A 24,119-nucleotide genomic window follows, 5' to 3' on the forward strand; every position below is an offset into this window, starting at 1 on the left:
CCTCGCGGCCGGGCATCGCGAAGCCGCCGGGACGCGGGGGCTGCCCGCCGGGGGGCGGGCCCTGCGGCGGCGGGCCGGGACGGCCCGGGGGCGGGCCCGCCGGACGTCCGGGGGGTGGGCCGCCGGGACCTGCGGGGGGTCGGCCGCGGCCGGGTGGTCCGCCGGGTCGGTTCATCGCCGCCTCATCTCGTGGCCTCGCGTCGGCCCGTCGCTCCGGCCGCTGCCCCGGCCCCGGCGACTCGTGGCCGCGGGGCCGTCGTTGACCGGTGAGGATACGCAGCGCGCGACCGACCCCCTCGCCCCCCGCAAGCAGGCGACCGGTGGACGGTGCCCGCCCGGCGTCACCCGTTGGGTCTAGCAGCGCGCTCCAGGACCGCGAGGACGAGGTCGGTGACGGTCGGCGCGAGCTCGAGCAGGGCGTCGCCGCGGCCGTCCTCGACGGCGTCGAGCACGAGCTCGTTGATGCCGCCGACGAGCGCCACCGCCGTCGGGCGCGGCAGCCCCCGCAGCCCGACGAGCTCGCCGGCGGCGCTCGCCCCGCGGGCGGCCCCCAGGGCGACGAGCGCGGAGAGCTGGTCGGCGAAGCGGTTGAGCACCTCGCGGCGCACCCGCCAGCCCCGCGGCCCGAGCCCGCTGATCTCCGTGAGCAGGGTGCGTGTGAGCGCCGGCTGCTCGGCGAGGGCGGCGAGGTAGGCGCGTGTGGCGGTCGCCACCTCGTCGGCCAGATCGGGCGGCGGCGCGTCCGGGCCCGCGTCGACGGCGGGCGCCACGGCCTCCGCGATGCGCGTCAGCGGCCCCTCGGCGGCCGCGGCGTAGGCGGCCAGGAAGCAGTCCTCGCGGTCGGCGAAGTGCTGGTAGAAGGTCCGCTTGGACACGCGCGCGGCGGCGACCACGTCGGCCACGGTGACCGCCGAGTAGCCACGGTCGGCGACGAGCCCGATCATCGCCTCGACCAGCCGGTCGCGATGCGCGGACCGCCCGGTGGTGGGAGACGCGGGGACGGACACTGGACAACGGTACCACCGCGTACCACCATGTCCCCCCGTCCGGTACGGTCACGTACCACCACCGGGCCGACCACGAGGAGGGACCCCATGACCGACGCGGTACCGCACCTGGGCGTGGCCATCGTCGGCAACGGCTTCTCCGGGCTGGGCACGGCGATCCGGCTGCGCCAGGCCGGCGAGGACAACTTCCTGATCTTCGAGCGGCACGACGACGTCGGCGGCACCTGGCGGGACAACTCCTACCCGGGCTGCGCCTGCGACGTGCCGAGCCACCTGTACTCGTTCTCGTTCGCGCCGAACCCGGACTGGAGCCGCTCCTTCTCCGCCCAGCCCGAGATCCACGCCTACCTCCAGCGGGTGTCGGCCGAGTACGACATCGACCGCTTCACCCGCAACCGCCACGAGGTGCTCGACGCGAGCTGGGACGACACCGCCCAGCACTGGGTGGTCACCACCAGCCAGGGCGTCTGGACCGCCGACGTGCTCGTGCTGGGCTCGGGCGCGCTGTCCGACCCGTCGTTCCCCGACGTCCCCGGGCTCGACTCGTTCTCCGGCCCGGTGTTCCACTCCGCCACCTGGCGCCACGACCTCGACCTCACCGGCCGGAAGGTCGCCGTCATCGGCACCGGCGCGTCGGCGATCCAGTTCGTGCCCGAGATCGCGCCGGTGGTCGGTGAGCTGAAGGTCTTCCAGCGCACGCCGCCGTGGATCATGCCGCGCGGCGATCGCGCGATCACCGGCGTCGAGAAGCTGCTGTTCCGCTGGTTCCCGCCGGCCCAGCGCGTGGTGCGCGAGGCCATCTACTGGGCGCGGGAGACGTTCGTCTTCGGCTTCAAGGACCCGAAGCGGATGGCAAAGGCCGCCAAGATCGCCGAGGCGCACATGCGCCGGCAGGTGACCGACCCGGAGCTGCGCGAGAAGATCACGCCGCAGTACTCGATGGGCTGCAAGCGCATCCTGCTGTCCAACGACTACCTGCCCGCGCTCGACCGGGACAACGTCGAGGTCGTCACCGAGAAGATCGTCGAGGTGAAGCCGCACGCCGTCGTCACCGCCGACGGCACGGAGCACGAGGTCGACACGATCATCGCCGGCACCGGCTTCGCGATCAGCGACCTGCCGATCAGCCACCGCGTGCACGGCCGCGACGGGCGCAGCCTCGCCGACCACTGGGGCGGCACGATGTTCGCCCACAACGGCACGGTCATCGCCGGCTTCCCGAACGTGTTCACCCTGCTCGGGCCGAACACCGGACTCGGGCACAACTCGGTCGTCTTCATGATCGAGTCCCAGATCGCGCTGGTGCTCGACACCCTCCGCTGGATGCGCACCCACGGCGTCGGCGCCGTCGAGCCCACGCAGGCCGCGCAGGACGCGTTCGTCGAGGAGATGCAGGAGAAGACCAGGGGCACCGTCTGGGTCGACGGCGGGTGCTCGAGCTGGTACCTCGACGCGCAGGGCAACAACTCGGCCCTCTGGCCGACGTTCACCATGCCGTTCCGCCGCCGCGTGCGGCACTTCCGGCCGGAGGAGCACGTCCTCACGCCGTCCACCCGCACCAGCTGATTCGAGGAGACGATCATGGCCGCCGATCTGGCCGGCAAGGTCCTGTTCATCACCGGAGCCGCCCGCGGCATCGGCGAGGAGACCGCGCGCCGCGCCGCCGCCCGCGGCGCCCACATCGCGGCGGTCGGCCTGGAGCCCGAGCGGCTCGAGAAGCTCGTGGCCGAGCTCGGCCCCGGCCACACCTGGGCCGAGTGCGACGTCACCGACCAGGCCTCGCTCGACGCGGCCGTCGCGACGACGGTGCGCGACCTCGGCGGCATCGACGTCGTCGTCGCCAACGCGGGCATCGCCAACCAGGGCACGGTCGCCGAGAGCCCCGCCGACGTCATCGCGCGCGTCATGGAGGTCAACCTCATCGGCGTCTCGCGGACGGTGTCGGCCACCGTCGCCGAGGTCGAGAAGCGGAACGGCTACCTGCTGCTGGTGTCGTCGCTCGCCGCGTTCACCGCGCTGCCCGGGATGGCCGCGTACTGCGGCGCCAAGGCCGGCGTGGAGCACTACGGCAACGCGCTGCGCTTCGAGCTCGCGTACCGGGGCATCGACGTCGGCACCGCCCACATGGGCTGGATCGACACCGACCTCGTCCGCGACGTCAAGGCGGACTCGTCGACGTTCGAGGAGACCCTCAAGAAGCTGCCCGGGCCCCTCGGCGCGCTGACCTCCGTCGGCGACTGCGCGGACGCCTTCCTCGAGGGCATCGTCCGGCGCAAGCGGCGCATCTTCGTGCCGAAGTCGGTCGGGATCGTCGCCGCGCTGCGCCCGATCACGTTCTCGCGGCTGGGCGACCTGCCGATCCTGGCGCAGGCCAGGACGATGGTCCCCCAGCTGGAGGCACAGTTCCGGAAGACCGGACGCGCCTTCGGTGCGACGAGTGCCGGGATGGGCAAGCAGAAGGTCTGACTGCGGGACCTTCGGCCACGGCGGGGCCACGTCGACGCGCGTAGCGTCGTCACTGAACCGACACTCAGTGAGAGGGGCCCCGCCCGTGACCGACCTCGCCACCGGCCCGGTCTTCACCGACGACTACTGGCGCGAGCCCTTCGCGGTGCTCGGCGAGGTCCGCGAGCAGGCGCCGGTCCGCGAGGTCGAGCTGCCCGACGGCGGCACGACCTGGCTGGTCACCCGGTACGCCGACGCGCGGTCCGTGATGGCCGACCCGCGGTTCGTCAAGGACTTCCGCAACTCGCTGCCGCCGGAGCAGCGCGCGAACGTGCCGGGCATCCCGTCGCCGGGCGGCGACATGATGCTGCTCAACGACCCGCCGGTGCACACGCGGCTGCGCAAGCTCGTGGTCAAGGCGTTCACGGTGCGCCGCGTCGCCGCGCTGCGCCCGCGGGTCGAGACCATCGCCGGCGCGCTCCTCGAGGCGCTCACGCCCACGGCGACGGTCGACCTCGTCGACGCCTACGCGGTGCCGCTGCCCACGGCCGTGATCTGCGAGCTGCTCGGCGTGCCGGTGGAGGACCAGGACGCGTTCGGCGCCTGGTCGCGCACCATGATCGACGATTCCGGCGAGGCCGCCACCATGCAGGCCAACGCGAGCATGACCGCGTACCTGCAGGAGCTCGTGGAGCGCAAGCGGGCGCAGCCCGACGAGGCGCTGCTCTCGGCGCTCATCGAGGTCTCCGAGGAGGGCGAGCAGCTCTCCACCTCGGAGGTCGTCGCGATGGGCATGCTGCTGCTCATCGCCGGCCACGAGACCACGGCGACGCTGATCACCACGGCCGTCGAGGCGATGCTGCGCGACCCGGACCTGCGCGACCGGCTCGCGGCGAGCGACCAGGACGGCCTGCGCGCCGCGGTGGAGGAGTTCCTGCGCTGGGGCTCGCCGATCGCCCAGACGCCGCTGCGCTTCGCCGCCGAGGACGTCACGTTCGACGGCGGGGTGACCGTGCCGCGCGGCGCGATGGTCATGGTGTCCCTGGCCGCGGCCAACCACGACCCGGCCCGCTTCGAGCGTCCCGACGACCTCGACCCCGACCGCGACACCACCGGCCACGTCTCCTTCGGGCACGGCCTGCACTTCTGCCTCGGCGCGTCGCTGGCCCGCCTCGAGGCCGAGGTCGCGCTGCGGACGCTGCTCGACCGCTACCCGTCGTTCACCGTCGGCGCCGACCTGCCCGTGGAGCGTCGGCGCAGCGTGCTGGTCAACGCCTGGCCGCGGCTGCCGGTGCTGCTCGCCCCGGAGGCCGCCGCCTCCTGAGTGACCAGGCGGCGCCGCCCCCGGTGGCTGTGACACCCTGCGGACCGTGAGCCAGCGACGGAGCCGACCGGCATGACCGGTGCCGGCGGTCCGGACACCCGCTGGACCCTCGCGATCGACCACGGCACCACCACCACCCTCGGCGCGTGGGCCGACATCGAGCCGCGGGACGGCTGGGTGCGGGTGGGCGCGGTGATCGTCGACGGCGCCCCGTCGATGCCGTCGGCGGTGCTGTCGCGGCCGGACGGCGCCGTGCTCGCCGGCCGGCCCGCGCTCGAGGCCGGCGCGCTCGACCCGTCGACGGCGCTGCTGCGCACCCGACCCCACCTCGCCGCCAGCACCGGCGGGCCGCCGGAGCTGCTGACGCACTGGCCGCGACCCACCACGGCCGTCGACGTCGCCACCGCGCTCATCGCCACCGTGATCCGGGCCGAGGCGGGCCGCCGCGGCACGCTGCCCTCGGCGGTGGTCCTGCTGCACCCGGCGTGGTGGTCCACGCCGGCCCGGGAGGCGCTGCGCGCCGCGGGGCTGGCGGCGCTCTCGGCCATCCCGCGCACCTCGCCCGACCAGCTCGAGCTGCTCGACGCGCCCCGCGCCGCGGCGCACCGGCTCGGCGGCCAGGGCCGGCTGCTGGTCGTCGACATCGGGGGCGCGGCCACCGAGCTCGCCGTGGTCGACCGCGCCGGCGACGGGACGGGCACGGTCGCCGCCGTCCGCTCGGTGAACGTCGGCGCCGAGGTCCTCGACGACGCCCTGGCCCAGCTCGTGCTCGACCGCGCGCCGCCCCCGCTCGCGGCCCGCGTGCGCTTCGGCGGCGACCTGGAGGCCCACCGCGCCTGGTTCCGCCTGCGCACCGCGGTCCGCGAGGCCAAGGAGTCGCTCGCCGCGTCGGGCAGCGTCGCGATCGCCCTGCCCGTGCTGCCGCCGGAGAACCCGGTCCCCGGGATCGTCGGGCTGTCCCACACCGACCTCGGCGGGATGCTGGCGCCCGGGCTCGAGGAGATCGCGCAGGGCATCACCGCACTCGTCGGCACGCTCACCGGCCCGCGACCGGCGATGCTGGTGCGCGGCGGGCTCGCCGAGATGCCCCGCGTGCGGGAGTGGCTCGCCGAGCGCACCGGGTTCGGCCTGGCGCACGGCGGGGACCCCGGCGCGGTCTCGACGTCGGGTCCCGCGTCGGGCGCCGCCGCGTGGGCGGCGGAACGGTTGGGGCTCGGACGGCGGTGAGAGGTGATCGGTGGAGGGTGACGCGGTCCACCGCTGCGCCGCCCGCCTCGACGCACTCGCCGGCGCCACGGTCGTGCGCAGCGACTTCCGCACGCCGTCGCTGGCCACCGCGGACCTGGCCGGCCGGACGCTGCTCGCCACCCGCGCGCACGGCAAGCACCTGCTGACCCGCCTCTCCGGCGACCTCACGTTGCACAGCCACCTGCGGATGACCGGGTCGTGGACGGTGGTGCGCAAGCGGCGCGCCGACGGGCGGCCCGCGCTGCCGCGGGGCGCGCGGGCGGTGCTGGAACTGGACACGGGCGTCGCGCTGGTCGGGGTGGACGTCCCGGTGCTGGCGCTGCTGCGCACCCGTGACGAGCACCGGGTCGTCGGCCACCTCGGCCCGGACGTCCTCGCCGGCGTCCCGACGGCCACGCAGGACCGGTTCGACCGGGACGAGGCCCTGGCCCGGCTGGGCCGCGACCCGGACCGGCCGATCGTCGAGGCCCTGCTCGACCAGCGCGGCGTCGCCGGGCTCGGCAACCTGTGGGCGGTCGAGGTGTGCTTCCTGCGCGGGCTCTGGCCCTGGACGCCGGTGCGCGACGTCGAGCTGGCGCCGCTGCTCGACCTCGCCCGGCGGATGATCCGCCACAGCCTCGACCACGGCACCGGCATGACCACCACGGGCGTGAAGCGACGCGGGGAGAACCACTGGGTCACCGGCCGGTCCAACCGCCCCTGCCGGCGCTGCGGCACGCTCATCCGCTTCCGCCCGGCGGCCGGGTCCGGCGCGCCCTACACCCGCGAGGTGTGGTGGTGCCCGTCGTGTCAGCCCGCACCGGTCGGGGCACCCGCCCCCTGAGTGATCATGCGTCTCGCCACCTTCAACCTCCTGCACGGGCGCACGCCCGCCGACGGCGCCGTGCACGCCGACCGCCTCCACGACGCCGTCGCCGGGCTCGACGCGGACGTCCTCGCGCTGCAGGAGGTCGACCTCGACCAGCCGCGCTCCGGCGGCGTCGACCAGACCGCGCTGGCCGCAACCGCGCTCGGCGCCCGCCACGCGCGCTTCCTGCCCGCCGTCGTCGGCACCCCGGGCGTCGCGTGGCGTCCGGTGCGCCCCGACGACGTCCCCGGCGCCGACCCGACCTACGGCATCGGGCTGGTCAGCCGCCACCCCGTCGCGGCGTGGCGCGCCGTGCCGCTCGGGACCTCGCCGGCCGTGCTGCCGCTGCTCGTCGACGCCCGGCGGCCCGCGCTGGTCCGCGACGAGCCGCGGGTCGCCCTCGCGGCCGTCCTGGAGGCGCCGGCCCCGGTCGGCACGGTCGTCGCCACCCACCTGTCGTTCGCGCCCGGGTTCAACCTGCTGCAGCTCGCGCGGCTCGCCCGGGCGGTGCGCGACCTGCCCGGCCCCGTGGTGGTGCTCGGCGACCTCAACATGCCCGGCCCGCTGGCGGGGGCGGTGATGCGGGGGTGGCACCCGCTGGTGCGCACGCCGACGTTCCCCACCGAGCGCCCGCGCATCCAGTTCGACCACGTGCTGGCCTCGGCGCCGCTGCCGGTGGCCGACGCCCGGGCGGTCGCGACGGGCGTCTCGGACCACCGGGCGGTGGTCGTGGAGCTCGCGCGCTAGGAGACTGCTGAAGAAGGCGCGTCGGCGCTGGTGGTCGGTGGTCGGGCTGGGATCCTTGTCGGGTGCAGGGTCGCTCTGATGATCAGCGTGAGTTGCTGGATGTGGAGTCGGTCGCCGGGCATCTGCTGAAGCCGGGCAGCGTGTTCGCGTTCCTGGCCGTTCACCGCACCCGGCTGTTCCCGCCGGAGCTGTTCACCGATCTGTTTCCGAGTGGTCGGGGCCGGCCGAGTGTGCCGCCGGAGGTGGTGGCCACCGTGCTGGTCCTGCAAGCCCTGCACGGCTTGTCGGACCGCGAAGCGGTCGAGGCGCTGACGTTCGATCTGCGGTGGAAGGCCGCCTGCGGGCTGGCGATCACCGACACCGCGTTCGACCCGTCGACGTTGACCTACTGGCGCCGCCGGCTGGCCGGCTCCGAGCGCCCGAACCGCATCTTCGAGACCGTCGCCGAGGTCATCGCCCAGATCGGGGCGGTGACCGGGAAGACCCGCCGCGCGCTGGACTCGACCATCCTCGACGATGCGGTCGCTCGCCAGGACACCGTCACTCAGCTGATCGCCGCGATCCGCCGGGTCGCGCGCGAGATCCCCGCCGGCGCCGAGATGGTCACCGCGGTCACCTCGAGCGGGCATGACTACGCCCAGCCGGGCAAGCCGCAGATCGCCTGGGACGACCCGCAGGCCCGGGACGAGCTGGTCTCGGCGCTGGTCAACGACGCGCTCGCGGTGCTCACCGAGATCGAGGCCCGCCACCCCGGCGCAGAGGGGCTCGACGAGAAGGCCGTCCAGGCGGTGGCGCTGCTGGCGCTGGTCGCCGGCCAGGATGTCGAACCCGCCGAGGGCTCCGATGGCACCGACGGCCGCTGGCGCATCGCGACCACGGTCGCCCCGGACCGGATGATCTCCACGGTCGACCCCGACACCCGGCATGCCCACAAGTCCCGGGAGCGCCGCCAGGACGGGTTCAAGGCCCATGTGGTGGTCGAACCCGACACCGGATTGATCACCAACACCGGGCTGACCCGGGCCGCCGGCCCCGCCAACAGTGACGCGACCGTCGGGGTCGCCCTGCTCGCCGCCGACCCGAGCCTGGCCGGCCCCGGCCCCGGCCCCGGCCCCGGCCCCGGCCCCGGCCCCGCCGCAGAGCAGGTCGAGGTGTTGGCGGACTCGGCCTACGCCAGCGGTGACGCCCTCGCCGCGATCGAGGTCGCCGGGCACCGGGCGGTGATCAAGCCCTGGCCGCTACGACCGGCCGTCGCCGGCGGGTTCACCCTCGACGACTTCACCCACGACCCGGCCGCGGGCACCGTGACCTGCCCGAACGGGCACACCCGACCCGTCGCCCGGACCGGGCACGTGAGCTTCAAGAGCCTCTGCCGCGGCTGCCCGCTCCGCGAGCGCTGCACCACCGCCGCCGCCGGACGCACCCTCAAGCTCGGGTCCCATCACGCGCTGCAGCGCGCCCACCGCGCCCGCGCGACCAGCCCCGAGCACCTCGAGGCCTACCGGCGTCACCGGCCCATGGTCGAACGCTCCATCGCCTGGCTGACCCACGGCAACCGGCGCGTCCCCCACCGCGGCGTCACCAAGAACAACGCCTGGCTGCACACCCGCGTTGCCGCGCTCAACCTGCGACGACTCCTCCGTCTGGGCCTGCACCTCGACCACGGGAGCTGGGCCCTCGCCAGCGTCTGAACCACCTGACACCGACAGCCCAGGACCTCGATCAGGCCCCTCCCAGGCCACCAACCCCACCGGGCGAGGGCGACCTCTTGTCGCACCCACCGGTGCTGACCACAGCACGACTGCCGCGGCGCCCCGCCCACCACCCACTTCTTCAGCGGTCTCCTAGAGGTCGGCGACCGGCCCGATGACGATGACGGCCGGCGGGCGCACCCCGGCCTCGGTGATCGCGTGGGGCAGCTTGGCGAGCGTGGCCCGGGTGACCACCTCGCCGGGCAGGCCGCCCTCCTGCACCGCCAGGGCGGGCGTGCCCGGGTCGCGGCCGGCGGCGACGAGCGCGTCGGTGATCGCGCCGATGTTCTCCACGGCCATGAGCAGCACGACCGTGCCGTGCAGGCGGCCGAGCGCGTCCCAGTCGACGAGCGACTGGGCGTGCCCGGGCGGCAGGTGACCGGAGACGACGGTGAACTCGTGGGTCACGCCGCGGTGGGTCACCGGGACGCCCGCGAGCGCCGGGACCGCGATCGCGCTCGTGATGCCGGGGACCACCTCGACCTCGACGCCCGCGGCCACGCAGGCCTGGATCTCCTCCATGCCGCGGCCGAAGACGAAGGGGTCGCCGCCCTTGAGCCGCACGACCCGGTGCCCGGCCAGCGCCTCGTCGACGAGCACCTGGTTGATCGTGTCCTGGCTCATGTAGCGCCCGCGAGGCAGCTTGGAGGCGTCGATGACCGTGACGTCCGGGGGCAGCTCGTCGAGCAGGGGCTGCGGGGCGAGCCGGTCGGTGACCACGACGTCGGCCTGCGCGAGCGCCTGGCGTCCGCGCACGGTGATCAGCCCGGGGTCGCCCGGGCCGCCGCCCACGAGGACGACGCCGGGGCGCACCGCGCGGTGCCGGCGGTCGGAGAGCGTCCCGCTGCGCAGGGCCTCGACGGCGCCGTCGCGCACGCCGGTGGCGCGGCGCGGGTCGCCGCCGCCGTGCACGCCGACGGTGATGTCGTCGTAGCGCCCGACGGCCGGGGTGACGGCCGTCCCCGCCTCGGCGTCGTCGGCGCGCACGCAGAACACGCGGGCGGCCTCGGCCTCGGCGGCGACGGCGGCGTTGACCGTCGCGTCGTCGGTGGCGGCCACCGCGTACCAGGCGCCGTCGAGGTCGCCGGGCGCGTACGCGCGGGCCAGCCAGGTGATCTCGCGGGAGTCGGCGAGCGCCTCGAGCGCGGTGGTCAGGCGCGGGCTGACCACCACCGTGTCCGCCCCGACCTCGTGCAGCCCGGCCACCCGGCGCTGGGCCACCGACCCGCCGCCGACCACGACGACCCGGCGGTCCCGCAGGTGCAGGCCGACCGGGTAGACGCGTGCGGTGTCGTTCACGGGCCCTCCTGCTCGGTCTTCTTCTCGGTGACCCCGGCGGCGTCGAAGGTGGCGACGTCGGCGAGGGCACGGGCGGCCGCGGTGACCACGGGCACCGCGAGCAGGGCACCGGTGCCCTCGCCCACCCGCAGCCCGAGGTCGAGCGCGGGCGCCAGACCCAGGTGCTGCAGCGCCAGGGTATGGGCCGGTTCGACCGAGCGGTGACCCGCGATCCAGGCGTGTGACGCGGTCGGCGCCAGCGCGGCGGCCACGAGCGCCGCGGCCCCGGACACGACACCGTCGAGCACCACCGGCGTCCGCAGCGCCGCGGCGCCGAGCAGGAAGCCGGCGAGCGCCGCGTGCTCGAGCCCCCCGACCGCCGCGAGGGCGCGCAGCGGGTCGGCCGCGGCTGGTGAGCGAGGGGCACCCTCGCTCGGGTAGAGCGGCGAGGGGCGCCCCTCGCCGGAATCCTCGGCCGCCGGTTTCGAGCGAGGGTGCCCCTCGCTCGCAACCGTGAGCCCGTGCCACGCCAGCGCCTGGGCGACCACGGCGGTCTTGCGGGCGTGGGTGGCGTCGTCGATGCCGGTGCCGCGGCCGGTGACGTCCTCGGCCGACGCGCCGGTGAAGGCGGCCACGAGCGCCGCCGACGCCGTGGTGTTGGCGATGCCCATGTCGCCGGTGACGAGCAGCCGGTTGCCGGCGACGACCAGGTCGCGGGCGGTCTCGATGCCGGCGTGCACCGCTGCGCGGACCTCGCCGTCGGTCATCGCGGGCTCGACGGTCATGTCGCGGGTGCCGCGGCGGACCTTGCGCGGCAGCAGGCCCGGCGCGGGCTCGAGGTCGGCGGCCACCCCGACGTCGACCACCTGCACCTCGGCGCCGACGGTCGCGGCGAAGGCGTTGACGGCGGCGCCGCCGGACAGGAAGTTCGCGACCATCTGCGTCGTCACCTCCTGCGGCCAGGGCGTGACGCCGCGGGCGTGCACGCCGTGGTCGCCGGCGAAGACCGCCACGACGGCGGGCTCCGGCAGCGGCGGTGGGCAGGTGCCCGCGAGCCCGGCCAGCCGGACGCCGATCCCGGCGACGCCGCCCAGCGCGCCGGGCGGCACCGTCATGCGCGTGAGGTGCTCCCGGGCCGCCTCCGCGCCGGGTGCCGGGTCGATCTCCGCGATCGCGGCCAGGGTCTCGTCGAGCGGGTCCACGTGGTGCTGCCCCCAGGTCTCGTCGTGCACGGCCCACGCCAGCGGCCGGCGTCGGGCCCATCCGGCGGTCTCGAGCTCGGGCGCGTCGGCGAACCCGTCGACGTGCCCGACGCACAGGTACGCGACGACCTCGAGGTGCTCGGGCATGCCGATCCGCTCGTGCAGCCGGCGCGCCAGCTCGCGCTCGTCGAAGAAGCTCACCCAGCCCACCCCGAGGTCCTCGGCGCGTGCCGCGAGCCAGAGGTTCTGCACGGCCCCGGCGACGGAGTGGGCGGCCATCCGGGGCTGGGTGTGCCGGCCGAGGACGTGCCGACCGCCGCGCGTCGGGTCGCAGGTGACGACGATCCCCAGCGGCGCCTCGCGGATCGCCTCCACCCGCAGTCCGGCGAACGCCCGCGCCCGCGCCGCGGGCAGGGACGCCGCGAAGGCGCGGCGCTGCTCCTGCGCGAGCCCGGCGAGCTCGGCGCGCAGTTCCGCCGAGCGGAGCACGAGGAAGTCCCAGGGCTGGGAGAACCCGACGCTCGGGGCCGTGTGCGCGGCGGCGAGCACGCGGTGCAGGCGCGCGTCGTCGACCGGCGTGTCGACGAAGCCGGTGCGCACGTCGCGGCGGGCGCGCAGGACGCGGTGCAGGGCGTCGCGGTCGCCGGGCTCCAGGGCGCTCATCGGAGGACCTCGCGCAGCGCCGCCACCAGCCGGTCGGTGATCTCCGGGGCGCGCACGGCGATGCGGACGTGCTCGGCGTCGAGCCCCGGGAACGTGTCGCCGCGGCGCACCGCCAGCCCCCGCTCGCGCAGCCGCGCGCGCACGTCGGTGCGGCCGGGGGTGCGGGCGAGCACGAAGCTCGCGGCCGGGGTGCCGCGGACCTCGACGAGGCCGTCGAGGGCCCCGAGGAGGTACGCGCGGTCGTCCGCCATCGCCCGGGCGGCCGCGTCGGCCTCGGCGCGGGCGGCGGGCGTGCTGCACGCGGCGAGGGCGACGAGCGCCGGCGTCGACACCGACCAGGGCGGCGCGGCGGCCCGCAGCCGCTGCGCCAGGTCGGCCGGCGCGAGCGCGTACCCGACGCGCAGGCCGGCGAGGCCCCACGTCTTGGTCAGGCTGCGCAGGACGACGAGCCCGGGCAGGTCCCGGCGCCCGGCGAGGGCGTCGGGCTCTCCGGGCGCGGTGTCGACGAAGGCCTCGTCGACGACGAGGGTGCGCCCGGGACGCGCGAGCTCCGCGAGCAGACCGGCGGGGTGGCGCACCGATGTCGGGTTGGTGGGGTTGCCGACGACGACGAGGTCGGCGTCGTCGGGCACGGCGTCCGGGTCCAGGGTGAGGTCGCCGGTCAGGACCACCCGGTCGACCGCGTGCCCGGCGGCGCGCAGGGCGGCCTCCGGCTCGGTGAACTGGGGGTGCACGACGACCGCGTGCCGAGGGCGCAGGGCCCGCGCGAGCAGCACGAACCCCTCGGCGCCGCCCGCCGTCGGCACGACCTCGTCCTCCGGACGGGCGTGCCGGGCCGCGACGGCGGCGACCGCCGCGGCGGGGTCCGGGTAGGCGGCGAGGTCGGCGAGGCTCGCGGCGATCCGCGCGCGCAACCAGTCCGGCGGGGTGCCGGCCCGCACGTTGACCGCGAGGTCGACCAGGCCGGGCCCGACCTCGGCGTCGCCGTGGTGGTGGAGGTCGTAGCCGGCCTCCGTGGGGGGTGCGCTCACCGGCGCCCGCGGGCCACGCGCCGCAGCACGGCCTCGGCCTCGGGCACGGACGCGGCGAGCACCGACGTCACCACCCGGGGCGCCGCGCCCTCGGCCCAGCCCTCGCCGCGCATCCGGGCGACGAGCTCGCGGGCGAGGGCGTCGACGCGGGCGGCGGCCTCGACTCGGTCGCGCACCGGGCCGTCCCCCAGCAGGTCGAGCGGGAGCTGCCCGGCGCCGGCGAGCACGCGGCGCAGGTCGGTGAGCACGCGGTCCTCACGGCGCCGGGTGCGGGTCACCGGCGGGTGGGTGCGGGCGTGCGGGGTCACGGGTGCGTGCATCGTCGCCGGCCTTCCTCGGGTTCCTCGCCCGATGTCGTCAGCTCGCGACGGCCGGAGTCTCCTGGCTCCCGGATCGGCGCTCGCCCCGGCCTTCCCGCCGGCGTGGTGCCGGCCGTGGCCTTGGGTGGGGTCCGCTCCCCGGTGACAGTGGCGGGACCGCGCCGGATTCACACCGGCTTCCTCCGCGTCCGTCGAGGAGCAAGCCGACCACGCCGGACCCGGCGCGTCAACGCTCCCGGCCCGCCTGAGCGAGTGGCGAGAAGGACACTGGACGTCAGCGACGCCACGCCGCTGACGTCATTCGTGGGCCGGACGGCTCAGCGCAGCAGGCCCTGGCGGAAGCCGCGGGCGACGGCGTCGGCGCGGTCGCCCGCGCCCAGCTTGCGGAACAGGCGGCGGGCGTGGGTCTTCACCGTGTCCTCGGCGAGCACCAGCTCGGCGGCGATCTCGGCGTTGGACAGCCCCTCGGTCATGCCGAGCAGCACGTCCATCTCGCGGTCGGAGAGCTCGGTGGTGGCGGGGCGGGCGCCGGGCAGGACGCTGGGGTCGGTGAGGTCGCCCGCGCGCAGGAACCCGCGGGCACCGAGGCGCAGTGCCCAGGCGGCGCGCTCGTCCTCGCCGGCGCAGCCCGCGTCGACCGGCGTGCGGTCGAGGACCTCCAGCCCGCCCGCGGGCGGCTCGCCCACGACGAGCACCGGGGTCTCGGACGCGTGGCGCCGCACCTGGCGCACCGCCTCCATCCAGGCGCTGCCCTCGTCGGCGGCCACGAGGACGACGTCCGGGGCGGGGCCCCGACCGGCACCGCCGGCACCGCCGTCACCACCGGGGGCCAGGCCCGCGACGAGGTCGGGCACGTTGTCGACGCAGGGGAGCGCGTCGAACACGGCCGAGAGGTGACCGACGAGCCGTTCCCGGGCGTCCGTCGCTCCCGCGAACACGAGACACGATCCCATTTCACGCGCTCCTCACCCCGATGAGTGCGCTCACGATCGCACACGGTGAGCGCCGATCGGGTGACCCCCTCCTCGTACGGGCGGGTCAGCCACGATGCGCAGATCGTCGGGGATCTCGGCACCCCTCCGGCGGAGCACCTCGAGCAGCACGGGGCCGACCGCGCGGCCGGCCCCGTCGGCGACCTTGAGGGCGAGCGCGGCGCCGTCGGGCAGCACGGCGAGCAGGACGCCCTCGGCGCCGACCTTCGACACCGCTCCCGGGAGCACCTGCATGAGCACGGTGTCGAGACGGTCGGTGCCGGCCACGAGGTCGGGGTGGGTGAGCATCGCGGCGGCCACCCGGTGCTCCGGTGTGCCGGGCGCGGCGGACACCAGGGACCGCCCGAGGCGGGCGACCGCGACGAGGTCGGTCGCGAACGCCGGGGCGCCGCAGCCGTCGACGGTGACGCCCCGGACCGGCCCCGCCACCCGCTCGAGGGTCGCCCGGACGAGCCGCTGCAGCGGGTGCTCCGCGGCGAGGTACCCCGCCCGCGGCCAGCCCCGGGCGAGGCAGGCGGCGAGCATCGCCGCGTGCTTGCCCGAGCAGTTCATGGCCAGGCGGGCGGGCTCCCGGGTGCCCCAGGCGTGGTCGGCGGCGAGCCCCAGGGGGCGCGCCGGCGGGCACCGCAGGTCCTCCTCGTCGAGCCCGAGCCGCGCGAGCAGCCCGGCCGCCACGGCGAGGTGCTCGGGCTCGCCGGAGTGCGACCCCGCGGCCAGGGCGAGCTCCCGGTCGTCGAGCTCCGCGCCGGCCTCCAGCAGCGCCAGCGCCTGGGCGGGCTTGAGCGCCGAGCGGGCCAGCACCGTCGCCTCCGTCGCGCCGGCGTGCAGCGCCGACCCGTCGGGCTCGAGGACCACCAGCGCCACCCGGTGGGTCGACTCGACGAGCTCGCCGCGGGTGACCTCGACGGTCCAGGGCGGACCGCTCACACGAGGCGCTCCGCGAGGGCCCGGGCCCGGCCGGCCCGCTCCTCGACGTCCTCGACGCGGGGGTCGGCGAGCTCCCCGGCGTCGGCGATGTTGGCCCCCACCAGCATGGCCGCGGCCTCCGCCGCCGCCGCGGCCAGGAACACCGCGGTGACGGCGTCGCCGGTCAGCGCGTCCGGGCCGGACTCGGCGAGCAGGGCGGCCAGCTCGGCGACGCGCACCGCGACCGTCACGACGTCGGAGGGCACCTGGACGATCGCCTCGGCGGCCGCGGGTCCCCCGCCTGGCTTCTTCCGGGCCTCGAGGAACCCGGCGTAGGCCTCGACGTCGTCGTCGGCCAGGCGCAGCGCCCGCGCGCGGAGCAGGTCGAGCTCCTCCACGGCCTCGCGGTCGGCGGTGGCCTTCGCGACCTTGGTGGCGAGCCCGGCGGCGAGCGAGGCGGTCACCGCGGCACTCGACCCGGCCGCGGGCCCCGGGCCCTTCGCGGCGAGGACCTCCCCGAACCGCCCGACCGACAGCTCCCCCAGCGGCCGGCTCACCGCCCACCCCCCTGTGAGCGGACTTCGGGGCCACAGCCCCGAAATCCGCTCACGTAGGCCGTCAGAAGAGCCCCACGATCGTGCCGTCGGGCTTGACGTCGATGTGGTGGGCGGCCGGGTTCTTGCCCAGGCCCGGCATCGTCCGCATGTCGCCGCAGATCGGGTAGATGAACCCGGCGCCGACCGAGGCGCGGACCTCGCGCACCGGCATCCGCCAGCCCGTGGGCGCGCCGAGGAGCTTCGGGTCGGACGAGATCGACAGGTGGGTCTTCGCGATGCACACCGGCAGGTTCCCGAAACCGTTGCGCTCGTAGAGGTCGATCGACGAGGTCGCCGCGGGCGCGTAGTCGACGCCGTCGGCGCCGTAGACCTTGGTCGCCACCGTCTCGATCTTCTCGCGCAGGGAGGCGTCGTCGGGGTAGAGCAGCTGGAAGTGGCTCGGCTCGTCCGCCGCCTCGGCGACGGCCTCCGCGAGCTCGGCGGCGCCGCGCCCGCCGTCGGCGAAGTGCGTCGACACCGCGACCCGGGCGCCCATCGACTCGGCGATCTCGCGGATGGCGCGGTGCTCGGAGTCGTGGTCGGTGGGGAACGCGTTGATGCAGACCACCGGCGAGACGCCGTGGATGCGCATGTTCTCGATCTGCTTGCGCAGGTTCGCCCCGCCGGCGTGGACCTCGTCGGGGTTCTCCTCGAGCAGCGCCGGCGGCAGCTCCTTGCCCGCGACGATCCGGTGGTTGCCGGAGTGCGCCTTGAGCGCCCGCACCGTGGCCACCACGACGGCCGCGTCCGGCGTCATCCCCGACGCCCGGCACTTGATGTTGAAGAAGCGCTCGGCGCCCATGTCCGCGCCGAAGCCGGCCTCGGTGACGAGGTAGTCGCCGCCGTGGATGCCGATGCGGTCGGCGACGATCGAGGAGTTGCCGTGCGCGATGTTGCCGAACGGGCCGGCGTGCACGAGCACCGGCGTGTTCTCCAGCGTCTGCATGAGGTTCGGCTTGAGCGCGTCGCGCATCAGCGCCGCCATCGCCCCGGCGCCGTGGATGTCCTCGGCGGTGACCGCGTCCCCGTCGCGCGTGTAGCCGACGACGATCCGCCCGAGCCGCGCGCGCAGCTCGGGCAGGTCGTTGGACAGCGCGAGCACCGCCATCACCTCGGAGGCCGACGTGATGTCGAAGCCCGACTCGCGCGGCACCCCGTCCATCCGCCCGCCGAGGCCGGTGACGACGTTGCGCAGCGCACGGTCGTTGACGTCGAGCACGCGCCGCCACGTGACGCGGTACGGGTCCAGGCCCGCGGCGTTGCCCTGGTAGAGGTGGTTGTCCAGCACCGCGGAGAGCATGTTGTGGGCGCTCGTGACGGCGTGGAAGTCGCCGGTGAGGTGGAGGTTGAACTTCTCCATCGGCACGACCTGCGAGTAGCCCCCGCCCGCGGCGCCGCCCTTGATGCCGAACGTGGGTCCCATCGACGGCTGGCGGATCGCAACGACCCCGCGCTTGCCGATGTGCGAGAAGGCCTGCCCCAGCCCGACCGTCGTGGTCGTCTTGCCCTCACCCAGCGGAGTCGGGGTGATGGCCGTCACGACGACGTACTTCGCGCGCGGCCGGTCCGCCATCGCCTCGATCGCGTCCAGCTCGATCTTGGCGACGTCGCTGCCGTGGCGCTCGAGGAGCTCGGTCGGCAGGTCCATCTGCCGGGCCACGTCGTCCATGGGCTGCAGCGTCGCCGCCTGCGCGATGTCGAGATCGGACGGGATGCTCACGCGAGTCCTCCTGGTCTCCGCACGCCACCCCGGCTCCGGCATCGCCGCCGAGGGGCTCGTCAACCGGGCACGCTCGCAGAACCGGACCGATCTGTCAGCCCCACGTGTCACGCTCCGTGGTGACGCGGGACGGACCCGTACGTCACGATGACCCGGTGACGACGGGGGCGGTGCGGCGCGTCGTGCTCGCGCTCGCGGCCCTGCTGGGCGTCTCGCTCCTCGCGGCCCCGGCCGCCGCGGCCGCCCCCGCCTGCCCGCCGGTGGCGCTGTTCGCCGTGCCCGGCACCGGCGAGACGTCGGAGGACGCCGACCCCGCCGCGGCGCACGGCCTGCTCGCCGGGCTCACCGGCCCCCTGGCCGACCGCTGGGGGGACGCGCTGTCCGTGCGCTACGTCCCCTACCCCGCGTCGCTCGACCGCCCGGTGTTCTACCTCGCGAGCGAGCAGCGCGGGGCCGACCGGCTCGCCCGCGATGCGGGCGACCTCGCCGCCCGCTGCCCGGACACCACGATCACGCTCGTCGGCTACAGCCAGGGCGCCGACGTCGTCTCCGACGTCGTGCACCGCGCGGCCAACCACACGATCGCGCTGACGCCCGACCGCATCGACGGCGCCGTCATGCTCGGCAGCCCGCGCCGCGACCCGCGGGCGACCAACCTCCTCGACACCCCTGGCCGGGGCGTCCTCGGCCCGCGACCCACCCGCGAGCTCGACGTCTACGACGGGCGGGTCTACGAGGTCTGCGCGCCGGGCGACCCGATCTGCGCCACGGAGAACCTGGACGTCCGCGTCTTCCGCGACGGCTGGTTCTCCGGCGCGCACCGCTCGTACCCCGGGCTGCCGGTCGGCCCGGCCGGGACGCCGCTGTTCACCGTCCTGGAACGGGCGGTCGACGCCGTCGTGGTCGGCGCCACCGCGTCTCCGGCCCCGGCGGGCTGACGACGCTCGTACGCTGCTCACGGTGAGGGGCGAGCACCGTGGGTGAGCTGCTGGGCCGCATCCTGCCGGTCTTCGCGGTCATCGCCGTCGGGGCGCTCGCCGGACGCTTCGAGCGCTTCGGCGAGCGCACGGCCACGGTGCTCAACGACCTCGTCTACTGGGTCGCGCTGCCGGCGCTGATCTTCACCTCGGTCGCCCCGGCCGACCTCTCCGCGGGCGTGCCGTGGTCCGCGCTCGTCGGGTCGGTCGCCGTCGTGCTCGTCGCCTACGCCCTCGGCTGGGCGGCCGCACGGCTCGCGCGCGCCCCGACGCTCGAGGCGCACGCCGTCGGCCTCGTCGCCGGGTGGGGCAACGTCGGCTACCTCGGGATCCCGCTGACGGTCGCGGTGCTCGGACCGACGACGGCGTTCGCCGCCTCGCTGACCTCGACGCTGCACACCGCGCTCGCGATCTCGGTGTTCCTCGTCGCCGTCACGGTCTCCGGCCGCGGGCGGGGCGAGGAGGGCGCGGTGGCGCTGCCCCTGCTGCTCGCCCGCCGCGTGCTGGGCAACCCGGTGGTCGTCGGCATCGCGACGGGCGTCGCGGTCGCGCTGCTGCACCTCCCGCTGCCGCGCCCGGTGGCGACGACGATCGAGATGCTCGGCGACCTGGCCGCCCCCGGCGGGCTGTTCGCGCTCGGCATCCTCCTGCGCGGCGCCGTCGGTGCGCTGCGCGGATCGTCGCGGTCGTCGTGGGTGCCGATCGGCGCGGCGGTGATGGTGAAGCTGGTGGTGATGCCCGCGCTCGCCGTCGCCGCGGTGGTCCTGCTGGGCATCCCCGCGCCGTGGGCCGCGGTGCTCGTCGTCATGGCCGCGCTGCCCGACGCCGCGACGGTGTTCGTCCTCACCGCGCAGTACCGGACCTGGTACCGCGAGAGCACCGCGGTGGTCGTGCTCACCACGGTGCTCTCGCTGGTCACGCTGCCGCTGGTCGTGATGGTGCTGCCGTGAGCCGGTCAGTTGTCCCGGCGGAAGGCGGCCCGGCGCTGCTCGTGCGAGCGCGCCTCCTCCATGCGGCCGACCCGCGTGCGCTGGTCCTCCGTGGCGGTGCCCATCGCGACCGCGCGCTCGGCCGAGGCCATGGCGCGGTCCAGCGCGGCCTCGTCGGTGTCCGCCGGTGTCGGGTTGACCCAGCCGCGACGGGCGTCCTCCGGCTCGTGGGTCCGGCGCTCCCTGCTGCCGATCATCGTGCGCACCTCCGGTCACACGTCGTCGTGTCACGGATCGGGTGTCCGGGCCCCCGTCCGTCGAACCGGTCGCCTGCGTCACCCGGGACGAGGGCGCTGTGACCGCCGGCATCGTGCTGGCCGGGGGCCGGTCCCGGCGGATGGGCACGGACAAGGCCGCGCTGCGCCGGGACGGCACCACCCTGCTGGGCCACGTCCTGGGCGTGCTGGCCGCCGCCGTCGACGGCCCCCTGCTCGTGGTCGGGGCCGCCGACGGCGTCCGGGCGCTGCCCCCGGAGGCCGCGGGCGCGCCGTGGCGCGACCGGGCACGGGTGGTGCACGACCCCGTCGCCGACGACGGCCCGCTGCGCGGCCTCGCGACCGGCCTGCACGCCGCCGCCGGCGACGGCGAGACGGCCGCCTTCGCCGCCGCCGTCGACCTGCCGCACCTGCACCCCGCCGTGGTGCGCGCCGTCGTCGCCCGCCTCGTCCTGCCCGCCGAGATCGCCCTGCCCGTCCTGGACGGCCACCGCCAGCCGCTGCTCGCCGCCTACGCGACCGGCCTCGCGGCCCGCGCCGACGACCTCCTCGCCCGCGGTGAGCGCCGCACCGGCGCGCTGGCCGCGGCGAGCCGGGTCGTCGAGCTCTCCCCGGAGGCGCTGCTCGCCGACCCCGACGTCGCCGCCCACGACCCGGACCTGGCGTCCGGCCGTGGCGTCAACACCCCCGCCGACTGGACGCGGATCACCGGTCGCGGGCACCCCTAGGCTCGGACCATGGCGGACCTGAGCGACCCCGACATCCTGGCCTTCCTGCGCGAGGGCACCCGCACCGGCAAGGTCGGCTGGACGGCGAAGGACGGCCGGCCGCTGGTCGCGCCGATCTGGTTCCTCGTCGAGGACGGGACGATCGTGTTCAACACCGGCAGGGACACGGCCAAGGGCCGCGCCTTCGCCCGCGACCCGCGCGTCGTGCTCTGCGTCGACCTCGAGCGGCCACCGTTCGCGTTCGTGCAGGTCCAGGGCTCGGTGACGCTCTCGGAGGACCCCGAGGAGCTCGTGCGGACCGCCACCGAGCTCGGCCGGCGCTACATGGGGCCCGAGCGCGCCGAGGAGTTCGGGAGGCGCAACGGCGTGCCCGGCGAGCTCGTCGTGCGCCTGCACCCGGCGAAGGTCGTGGCCTCGCTGGACATGACGGCGTGACCCCGCCGCTCGCGCGGCTCCTCGACCTCGCGCCGCACCCCGAGGGCGGCTGGTTCCGCCGCACCTGGACCACCGGCGCGACGCTGACCCCTCCCGGCTACCCCGGCCCGCGGGCCAGCGCCACGGCGATCCACTACGTCCTCGCCCCCGGCGAGGAGTCGCGCTGGCACCGGGTGCGCTCCGACGAGCTGTGGTGCTGGCACCGCGGGCCGGCGCTCTCGCTGTGGCTCGGCGGCGACGGCGACGCTCCCGCCGAGGAGGTGCCGGTCGTCCTCGGCGACCGGGTCGAGGACGGTCAGGTCGCCACGGCGCTGGTACCCGGCGGTGTGTGGCAGCGCGCGGCGCCCGCGCCGGGCGCGGACGCCGAGGTGCTCGTCACCTGCGTCGTCAGCCCCGGCTTCGACGACGCCGACTTCACCCTCGTCGACGGCGGCTAACCGGCGTCGCCGTCACCGGGCTGCCGGGCCGGCGCGGCGTCGCCGCCCCCGGCCGGTTCCCCGGCCGGCTGCTGGCCCTCGCCCTGGCCGGCCGGGGCCGCCTCGCCGGCCTGCCCGCCCGGCTGGTCGGGCGGCACCGCCTCCGCGGGCGGGGTCGTCGTCGAGGTCGGTGCCGCGGTCGAGCGCGGGGCCGCCGCGGTCGTGCTCGACGGCGTGGGCGACGAGGAGTCACCGTGGCCCGACGTGTCGCCGGGGTCGGTGCCGGCGACCGGGGTGAACGGTCCGAACGTCTGCCGCGGGGCGCTCTCGAGGGCGTCGTCCATGAACGACTTCCAGATCTCGCTCGGGAGCCCGTGGCCGTACACCGGCCGGCCGTCGGTGGTCCGGATCGGCGTGTTGTCGTCGGTGCCCACCCACACCGCGGTGGACGCCCCGGGCGTGTAGCCGGTCATCCAGGCGTCGTTGTTCTGGTCCTCGACGTGCGACTGGACCGTGCCCGTCTTGCCCGCCGACTGCCGCCCGCCCGACAGCGACACCCCGTCGTACTCGGGCACGTCGCGCATGGCCTCGGTGACGTTGCGCGCCACCCGCGGGTCGATGCGCTGTTCGCCGGGATCGGTGGTCTGGTCGTAGAGGACGTCGCCGTCGGCCGTCGTCACGCGCTGCACGAGGTGCGGCCGGTGGTAGACGCCCTCGTTGGCGAACGTCGCGTACGCCGAGGCGAGGTCGACCGCCGTCGTCTCCTGGTTGCCCAGCGCGATGCCGGAGTTCGGGTTCTCCATCGGCTGCGTGACGCCGGCCTGCCGCGCCGCCGCGGCCACGGCCTGGGGGCCGACGCGGTTGCCGAGCGCGGTGTAGACGACGTTGTTCGACAGCGTCATCGCCCGCTTGAGGCTGCAGTTCGCGCAGTCGGCGCCGTCGACGTTGCGCACCGTATGGCCCGGCACCGAGCGCCCGTCGAACTCGGTGGAGATGCCGATGGGCGGGTCGTGCTGCAGGGCCGCGAGCAGCACGAACGGCTTGAACGTCGAGCCGGCCTGCTTCTCGACGCGGGCGTAGTCCAGTCCCGAGCCGTTGTCGCCGCCGTAGTAGGCCAGGATGCCGCCGGTGCGCGGGTCGATCGAGACCGTCGCGCTGCGCAGGTTGGTGGGCTGGCCGCGCATCTGCCGGCGGTTCGCCTCCGCCGCCTCGCGCTGGGCCTGGGGCGCGATGGTCGTCTGGATCTGCAGGCCCTGCGTGAGCAGCGCGTCCTCGTCGATGCCGAGGGTGCGCAGCTCGTCGCGGACGGCGCTGTAGATGTGGCCGCGGTCGTCGTCCGGGACTCCCCCGGTGACGCGCCGCGGCGGGATGGTCGCCGGGAACTGCGCGGTGGCGCGGTCGGGCGCCGGCAGCCAGCCCTGGGTGACCATGCCGTCCATGACGTAGTTCCAGCGCCGCAGGGCGTCGTCCGGGTTCTGGGCGGGGTCCCAGCGCGACGGCGCCTGGATGACGCCGGCGAGCAGCGCGCCCTCGGCCGGCGAGAGCGTCTCCACCGGGCGCCCGAAGTAGGCCTGCGACGCCGCCTGGATGCCGTAGGCGCCGCGGCCGAAGTAGATCGAGTTGAGGTAGTCCCCCAGGATCTCGTCCTTCGAACGCTCCTGGGAGATCTTCAAGGAGATGATGAGCTCCTTGTACTTGCGCACCAGCGAGTACTCGTCGCCCACCATGGCGTTCTTGACGTACTGCTGCGTGATCGTCGACCCGCCGCCGCTGCCGCCGGTGAGGTTCTTCCACACCGCGCGGCCGAAGCCCTGCACGTCGAAGCCGCTGTTCGAGTAGAAGCTGCGGTCCTCGGCCGAGAGCACGGCGAAGCGCACCGGCGGCGGCACCTGGTTGACGTCGACCTTCTGCCGGTTGCCCTGCTCACCGGGGGCGATGCGGGCGAGCACGGTGCCGTCGGAGAACGAGACGGTGTTGAGCTGGCTCTCCACCGCGTCGTCGGCGCCCGGCACCGAGATGAACACCCAGCCCAGGACCAGGCACAGCACCGGGGTCGCCGCCATCGCCGCGAGGCCCGCGTAGGCGCTGCGGCGCAGGCGGCGCCAGCGCAGCGCGGCCGCCGTCAGCGTCTCGGGGTGGGGGCCGTCGAGGTAGAGGACGGCGCGGTCGCGGACGCGGCGCCCGGCCGCGACGACCGCCTCGCCGCCGGGCAGGCGCACGACCCGGGCCGCGACGACGGCCCGCCCCGGCGACCGCCGTCGCGACCCGCCCGCGAGGCAGGG

At 75.8% G+C, this 24,119-nt stretch carries 23 protein-coding genes and 1 riboswitch; of the genes, 12 read left to right on the forward strand and 11 right to left on the reverse strand.

The window, feature by feature from the left end:
- Window positions 1-341: 341 nt before the first annotated feature.
- Window positions 342-1,007: a TetR/AcrR family transcriptional regulator gene (locus tag ABD994_RS28960; protein ID WP_345424303.1), complete on the reverse strand. Its 666-nt coding sequence runs from the start codon at window positions 1,005-1,007 to the stop codon at window positions 342-344.
- 87 nt (window positions 1,008-1,094) lie between these two features.
- Here ABD994_RS28960 and ABD994_RS28965 point away from each other — a divergent pair, with 87 nt between their 5' ends.
- The 7 genes from ABD994_RS28965 to ABD994_RS28995 all read left to right on the forward strand — a co-directional run bounded on the left by ABD994_RS28965 (window position 1,095) and on the right by ABD994_RS28995 (window position 9,309).
- The gene (locus tag ABD994_RS28965) at window positions 1,095-2,573 is read left to right on the forward strand and encodes a flavin-containing monooxygenase (RefSeq protein WP_345424306.1); all 1,479 of its coding nucleotides are present in this window, start codon (window positions 1,095-1,097) and stop codon (window positions 2,571-2,573) included.
- Between the two features lie 15 nt (window positions 2,574-2,588).
- Window positions 2,589-3,473 carry an SDR family oxidoreductase gene (locus tag ABD994_RS28970; protein WP_345424309.1) on the forward strand — a complete coding sequence of 295 codons (885 nt, stop codon included), beginning with the start codon at window positions 2,589-2,591 and terminating at the stop codon, window positions 3,471-3,473.
- An 85-nt stretch (window positions 3,474-3,558) separates the two neighbouring features.
- Window positions 3,559-4,776, forward strand: coding sequence for a cytochrome P450 family protein (locus ABD994_RS28975; protein WP_345424312.1), 1,218 nt, complete (start codon window positions 3,559-3,561; stop codon window positions 4,774-4,776).
- A gap of 72 nt (window positions 4,777-4,848) precedes the next feature.
- The gene (locus tag ABD994_RS28980; RefSeq protein WP_345424315.1) at window positions 4,849-6,003 is read left to right on the forward strand and encodes an Hsp70 family protein; all 1,155 of its coding nucleotides are present in this window, start codon (window positions 4,849-4,851) and stop codon (window positions 6,001-6,003) included.
- A gap of 10 nt (window positions 6,004-6,013) precedes the next feature.
- Entirely contained in the window at window positions 6,014-6,847 is an 834-nt protein-coding gene (locus ABD994_RS28985) for a DNA-formamidopyrimidine glycosylase family protein (RefSeq protein WP_345424318.1), read from the forward strand.
- 6 nt (window positions 6,848-6,853) lie between these two features.
- On the forward strand, window positions 6,854-7,618 hold the full coding sequence (locus tag ABD994_RS28990) for an endonuclease/exonuclease/phosphatase family protein (RefSeq protein ID WP_345424321.1): 765 nt from the start codon (window positions 6,854-6,856) through the stop codon (window positions 7,616-7,618).
- A 62-nt stretch (window positions 7,619-7,680) separates the two neighbouring features.
- Window positions 7,681-9,309: an IS1182 family transposase gene (locus ABD994_RS28995; protein ID WP_345424324.1), complete on the forward strand. Its 1,629-nt coding sequence runs from the start codon at window positions 7,681-7,683 to the stop codon at window positions 9,307-9,309.
- Window positions 9,310-9,462: 153 nt separating this feature from the next.
- Here the strand turns inward: ABD994_RS28995 and cobA are convergent, their stop codons facing one another.
- From cobA to ABD994_RS29035, 8 genes are all read right to left on the reverse strand, one after another.
- Complete coding sequence (cobA, locus tag ABD994_RS29000; RefSeq protein ID WP_345424327.1) at window positions 9,463-10,668, reverse strand: uroporphyrinogen-III C-methyltransferase; 1,206 nt, start codon at window positions 10,666-10,668, stop codon at window positions 9,463-9,465.
- Complete coding sequence (bluB, locus tag ABD994_RS29005) at window positions 10,665-12,512, reverse strand: 5,6-dimethylbenzimidazole synthase (RefSeq protein ID WP_345424330.1); 1,848 nt, start codon at window positions 12,510-12,512, stop codon at window positions 10,665-10,667. The genes cobA and bluB overlap by 4 nt, the downstream gene beginning before the upstream one ends.
- Complete coding sequence (gene cobC / locus ABD994_RS29010; RefSeq protein WP_345424333.1) at window positions 12,509-13,543, reverse strand: Rv2231c family histidinol phosphate aminotransferase CobC; 1,035 nt, start codon at window positions 13,541-13,543, stop codon at window positions 12,509-12,511. Before cobC ends, bluB begins: the two co-directional genes overlap by 4 nt.
- Window positions 13,540-13,863 carry a hypothetical protein gene (locus ABD994_RS29015; protein WP_345424336.1) on the reverse strand — a complete coding sequence of 108 codons (324 nt, stop codon included), beginning with the start codon at window positions 13,861-13,863 and terminating at the stop codon, window positions 13,540-13,542. The genes cobC and ABD994_RS29015 overlap by 4 nt, the downstream gene beginning before the upstream one ends.
- A gap of 55 nt (window positions 13,864-13,918) precedes the next feature.
- A riboswitch (cobalamin riboswitch) is annotated at window positions 13,919-14,045 on the reverse strand.
- Window positions 14,046-14,180: 135 nt separating this feature from the next.
- Window positions 14,181-14,801 (reverse strand): helix-turn-helix transcriptional regulator, encoded by a 621-nt coding sequence (locus ABD994_RS29020; RefSeq protein ID WP_345424339.1) that lies wholly within the window; start codon window positions 14,799-14,801, stop codon window positions 14,181-14,183.
- A 45-nt stretch (window positions 14,802-14,846) separates the two neighbouring features.
- Complete coding sequence (locus tag ABD994_RS29025; protein WP_345424341.1) at window positions 14,847-15,782, reverse strand: asparaginase; 936 nt, start codon at window positions 15,780-15,782, stop codon at window positions 14,847-14,849.
- A complete protein-coding gene (locus ABD994_RS29030; protein ID WP_345424343.1) occupies window positions 15,779-16,318 on the reverse strand; it encodes a cyclodeaminase/cyclohydrolase family protein in 540 nt (179 codons plus the stop codon). Before ABD994_RS29030 ends, ABD994_RS29025 begins: the two co-directional genes overlap by 4 nt.
- Window positions 16,319-16,379: 61 nt before the next feature.
- The gene (locus ABD994_RS29035; protein ID WP_345424346.1) at window positions 16,380-18,077 is read right to left on the reverse strand and encodes a formate--tetrahydrofolate ligase; all 1,698 of its coding nucleotides are present in this window, start codon (window positions 18,075-18,077) and stop codon (window positions 16,380-16,382) included.
- A gap of 155 nt (window positions 18,078-18,232) precedes the next feature.
- Here ABD994_RS29035 and ABD994_RS29040 point away from each other — a divergent pair, with 155 nt between their 5' ends.
- Together ABD994_RS29040 and ABD994_RS29045 are read left to right on the forward strand one after the other, a co-directional pair.
- Window positions 18,233-19,015, forward strand: coding sequence for a cutinase family protein (locus ABD994_RS29040; protein WP_345424349.1), 783 nt, complete (start codon window positions 18,233-18,235; stop codon window positions 19,013-19,015).
- A gap of 38 nt (window positions 19,016-19,053) precedes the next feature.
- Window positions 19,054-20,004, forward strand: a complete 951-nt coding sequence (locus ABD994_RS29045; protein WP_345424351.1) for an AEC family transporter — start codon at window positions 19,054-19,056, stop codon at window positions 20,002-20,004.
- Between the two features lie 5 nt (window positions 20,005-20,009).
- Here the strand turns inward: ABD994_RS29045 and ABD994_RS29050 are convergent, their stop codons facing one another.
- On the reverse strand, window positions 20,010-20,240 hold the full coding sequence (locus tag ABD994_RS29050; RefSeq protein WP_345424354.1) for a hypothetical protein: 231 nt from the start codon (window positions 20,238-20,240) through the stop codon (window positions 20,010-20,012).
- A gap of 98 nt (window positions 20,241-20,338) precedes the next feature.
- Between ABD994_RS29050 and ABD994_RS29055 the strand changes: the two genes are divergently transcribed.
- The 3 genes from ABD994_RS29055 to ABD994_RS29065 are packed head-to-tail and all read left to right on the forward strand — an operon-like array spanning window position 20,339 to window position 21,858.
- A complete protein-coding gene (locus ABD994_RS29055) occupies window positions 20,339-20,986 on the forward strand; it encodes a molybdenum cofactor guanylyltransferase (RefSeq protein ID WP_345424357.1) in 648 nt (215 codons plus the stop codon).
- A gap of 9 nt (window positions 20,987-20,995) precedes the next feature.
- Entirely contained in the window at window positions 20,996-21,421 is a 426-nt protein-coding gene (locus ABD994_RS29060) for a PPOX class F420-dependent oxidoreductase (protein ID WP_345424360.1), read from the forward strand.
- Window positions 21,418-21,858: a cupin domain-containing protein gene (locus ABD994_RS29065; RefSeq protein WP_345424365.1), complete on the forward strand. Its 441-nt coding sequence runs from the start codon at window positions 21,418-21,420 to the stop codon at window positions 21,856-21,858. Before ABD994_RS29060 ends, ABD994_RS29065 begins: the two co-directional genes overlap by 4 nt.
- On the opposite strand, the gene ABD994_RS29070 is transcribed toward ABD994_RS29065, so the two are convergent.
- Window positions 21,855-24,119: transglycosylase domain-containing protein (locus ABD994_RS29070; RefSeq protein WP_345424368.1), on the reverse strand; the 2,265-nt coding region annotated here is incomplete at its 5' end. The two genes, ABD994_RS29065 and ABD994_RS29070, sit on opposite strands and share 4 nt — an antisense overlap.

This window comes from Actinomycetospora chlora, assembly GCF_039542135.1.
Classification (GTDB): Bacteria; Actinomycetota; Actinomycetes; order Mycobacteriales; family Pseudonocardiaceae; genus Actinomycetospora; species Actinomycetospora chlora.

Bases quoted from the DNA above. Each gene is read 5' to 3' on its own strand.
- ABD994_RS28965 (WP_345424306.1), top strand. From the start codon at position 1,095: ATGACCGACGCGGTACCGCACCTGGGCGTGGCCATCGTCGGCAACGGC.
- ABD994_RS28970 (WP_345424309.1), top strand. From the start codon at position 2,589: ATGGCCGCCGATCTGGCCGGCAAGGTCCTGTTCATCACCGGAGCCGCC.
- ABD994_RS28980 (WP_345424315.1), top strand. From the start codon at position 4,849: ATGACCGGTGCCGGCGGTCCGGACACCCGCTGGACCCTCGCGATCGAC.
- ABD994_RS28990 (WP_345424321.1), top strand. From the start codon at position 6,854: ATGCGTCTCGCCACCTTCAACCTCCTGCACGGGCGCACGCCCGCCGAC.
- bluB (WP_345424330.1), bottom strand. From the start codon at position 12,512: ATGAGCGCCCTGGAGCCCGGCGACCGCGACGCCCTGCACCGCGTCCTG.
- ABD994_RS29015 (WP_345424336.1), bottom strand. From the start codon at position 13,863: ATGCACGCACCCGTGACCCCGCACGCCCGCACCCACCCGCCGGTGACC.
- ABD994_RS29050 (WP_345424354.1), bottom strand. From the start codon at position 20,240: ATGATCGGCAGCAGGGAGCGCCGGACCCACGAGCCGGAGGACGCCCGT.
- ABD994_RS29060 (WP_345424360.1), top strand. From the start codon at position 20,996: ATGGCGGACCTGAGCGACCCCGACATCCTGGCCTTCCTGCGCGAGGGC.